This window comes from Streptomyces sp., assembly GCF_035644915.1.
GTDB lineage: Bacteria > Actinomycetota > Actinomycetes > Streptomycetales > Streptomycetaceae > Streptomyces.
Window position 1 is genome coordinate 1 of sequence record NZ_DASQNP010000098.1, and the last position, 1,618, is coordinate 1,618.

Genomic DNA, 1,618 nt, shown 5'->3' on the forward strand with positions numbered 1-1,618 from the left:
GCCTGCGGGGCCGGTTGCCCCACCGGTCCGCCGGGCGCGGGTGCAGGCGCGGGCGCGGGCGCCGGAGCGGCGGCCGGGGCCACCGGGGCGGGGGCGGGCGGGGGCGGCGGGGCCGCGGGAGCACCGCCCGCAAGGCCACCCGCCAGGCTCGCGCCCCGCTCCAGCCGGTCCAGCCGGGCCTGGAGCGAGCGCTCGTCCCCGTACGCCGCGGGCAGCAGCACCCGCGCGCAGATCAGTTCCAGTTGCAGCCGCGGCGAGGTCGCGCCGCGCATGGCCGTCAGGCCCTCGTTGACGATGTCCGCCGCCCGGCTCAGCTCGGCCGGGCCGAAGACCGACGCCTGGGCCGTCATCCGCTCCACCACGTCGGCGGGGGCGTCGATCAGGCCCTTCTCCGCCGCGTCCGGGACGGCCGACAGGATCACCAGGTCGCGCAGCCGCTCCAGCAGGTCGGCGACGAAGCGCCGGGGGTCGTGCCCGCCCTCGATCACCCGCTCGACCACCTCGAAGGCGGCGGCCCCGTCACCCGCCGCGAAGGCGTCCACCACGTCGTCGAGGAGCGCGGCGTCGGTGTAGCCCAGCAGCGCCGTGGCCATGGCGTACGTCACGCCGTCCGCGCCGGCGCCCGCCAGGAGCTGGTCCATGACGGACATCGAGTCACGCACGGAACCGGCCCCGGCGCGCACGACCAGGGGCAGCACCCCGTCCTCCACGGGGATCGCCTCGCGCTCGCACACCTCGGCCAGGTAGTCGCGCAGGGTGCCCGGGGGCACCAGGCGGAACGGGTAGTGGTGGGTGCGCGACCGGATCGTGCCGATGACCTTCTCCGGCTCGGTCGTCGCGAAGATGAACTTCAGGTGCTCCGGCGGCTCCTCGACCACCTTCAGCAGGGCGTTGAAGCCCGCCGAGGTGACCATGTGCGCCTCGTCGATGATGTAGATCTTGTAACGGCTGGACGCGGGGCCGAAGAACGCCTTCTCCCGCAGGTCACGGGCGTCGTCCACACCACCGTGCGAGGCGGCGTCGATCTCGATGACGTCGATCGAGCCCGGCCCGTTGCGGGCCAGGTCCCGGCAGGACCGGCACTCCCCGCACGGCTCGGGCGTCGGGCCCTTCTCGCAGTTCAGACAGCGGGCGAGGATGCGCGCACTGGTCGTCTTGCCGCAGCCGCGCGGCCCGCTGAACAGGTACGCGTGGTTGACCCGGTTGTTGCGGAGAGCCTGCTGGAGGGGGTCGGTGACATGCTCCTGCCCGATGACCTCGGCGAAGGTCTCGGGTCGGTAGCGGCGGTACAGCGCGAGGGACGACACGCCTTCGACGATATCCGCCCGCGCCGACAAGCGTGCCCCCACAACGCAGGCGCCCCTCACGCACCCGCCAGAGCCCACCTACCCTTGCTGCCTTCCGGCCCTGGGGGGGTTCAGCGAGATAGCGCCACGTGAGGGGCTGCGCTCAGCCTACCGGATCCCGGAGGCCCCCGGAGCACGGGCATCGGGTTCGCGACCACTCCCCCGGGTCTTGTATTGTTTGCGGCGGAGGATTCGCCTAGAGGCCTAGGGCGCACGCTTGGAAAGCGTGTTGGGGGCAACCCCTCACGAGTTCGAATCTCGTATCCTCCGCA

General features: G+C 73.1%; 1 protein-coding gene, 1 tRNA gene and 1 other RNA gene. 1 reads left to right on the forward strand and 2 read right to left on the reverse strand.

Annotated elements, in window-relative coordinates:
- Both VE546_RS11565 and ffs read right to left on the reverse strand, forming a co-directional pair.
- Positions 1–1,307: DNA polymerase III subunit gamma and tau (locus tag VE546_RS11565; protein WP_324921298.1), on the reverse strand; the 1,307-nt coding region annotated here is incomplete at its 3' end.
- 45 nt (positions 1,308–1,352) lie between these two features.
- Positions 1,353–1,447, reverse strand: an RNA gene (ffs, locus tag VE546_RS11570) — signal recognition particle sRNA small type.
- A gap of 84 nt (positions 1,448–1,531) precedes the next feature.
- Between ffs and VE546_RS11575 the strand changes: the two genes are divergently transcribed.
- Positions 1,532–1,616: transfer RNA gene (locus VE546_RS11575), tRNA-Ser, on the forward strand.
- The last annotated feature ends 2 nt before the right edge of the window (positions 1,617–1,618 follow it).